The 1,513-nt window shown below is 77.4% G+C and carries 1 protein-coding gene; it reads right to left on the minus strand.

Annotation, left to right across the window (positions count from 1 at the left end; genetic code table 11):
* A partial coding sequence (locus ND748_RS31780; RefSeq protein WP_251749976.1) for an acyltransferase domain-containing protein occupies positions 1-1,513 on the minus strand: 1,513 nt, incomplete at both ends.

Consider the following 1,513-nt stretch of genomic DNA (forward strand, 5'->3'; position numbering starts at 1 on the left):
GGCCTGGCGCGGCCGCGTCGTCGGCCAGCGCGGCGAGCTGAAGGACGGCCTCCAGCTGCTCGGGTGCCAGCAGCCAGGAACCAGCCGGCGGGGGCGCGCACTCCAGCCGTGCTTCGGCCCGCCCGGTCGCGGCCCGCAGCGCGGTGACCCGCACCGTGGCCGGGCCGTCCTGCGCCCCGAGCTCCCACCGCCGGTGCCGCCACCATTCGGTGCGGTCCTCGTCGGGCGACAGGGGCACCGGGTCCACGCCGGGCGATGAGCTGGGCCCGGCGTCCGGGTCGCCGGCGTGCGCGGTGAACGAGGGCTCCCAGGACGCGCCGGAGCGCAGGAAGCCTCGGACCCGCACGCCGTCGGGCTGCCTCTCCCGGACCGTCCGCTGGGAGACCGGCGTGCCGTCCGCCGGCAGCTCCAGCGCGGGGTGCAGAAGTATCTCGCGCAGCGTCCGCGGCGCCTGGACCGTCGGCTGGTCTGGCCGAGCCGCCGCGAGCGCCCAGTCGACGAGCGCCGCGGCCGACAGCATTGCGCTCGCATGCACCCGGGGGAGTCCGGCTGCGGCCGGGGTCCGGTCGGCGATCTGCCCTCCGAACCACTCGTCACCCGCGGTGGCCAGCTCGATCGCCGTACCGAGCAGCGGGTGGGCGAGAGCCGGCCGGGGCGGCACTGGCCCGTCACCGTCGGGCGGCGCCAGCCAGAACCGGCGACGTTCGAAGGGATAGGTGGGCAGGTCCACGAACCGCGCCTGCCGCCGCAGTGCGGGCTCCCAGTCGACTGGCACTCCGTCGGCGTACAGCGTGGCGAGGGCCGCGAGCACCGCCCGCGCCGTGCCGCCGGGGCGCTCGGCCGCCGCGAGCAGCGCGACGGGCAGCACGGTGCGTCCCGGCTCGCCGGCCCGCACGGCGCTCCGTGCCACCAGCGGGGCCAGCCGGGCGGCTGGGCCAAGGTCGACGAACCGGGTCACGCCCTGCCCGAGCAGCTGCGCGACGACGTCGGGCAGCTGGTTCGGTGACCGGACCGCGGCCGCCCAGAACTCCGGGTCACCGAGCCGCTCCACGGTCACCGGCCGCCCGTTGTGACCGCGGACCAGAGGGATGCGCGGCACCTCGGCCCGGATCGACACCGCCGGCGGATCGCCCTGCTCGCCGGCCAGGGCGACGGCCAGCGCGCAGGCATCGTCCCGGGACAGGGCGCCGGCGGCCCACGCGGCGGCGACCTCCCCGAGGCCGACGCCGGCCACCTGGCGCGGCTCGACGCCGAATGCCGACAGCAGCCGATACAGGGCGAGCTGCGACGCGAAGCCGGCGAGTCGCCCCACGGGCACTGAGGCGACCGGTCGGTCGGAATCAAGCAGGGCCGCGCGCACTGGCTCGCCCAGCCGTTCGGTGATCTGGTCGAGCTCGCGAGCGAACACGTCGAACGTCTCGTACAGGCTCCACACCGCGCCCGCCCGCGGCGCCTCGTCGGCGAACAGCGCTGCCGTGAGGCCGCGGGCCTCAGCGCGGCCCTCGGCCACGCC

It is taken from the genome of Frankia sp. AiPs1 (assembly GCF_023716945.1).
GTDB lineage: Bacteria > Actinomycetota > Actinomycetes > Frankiales > Frankiaceae > Frankia.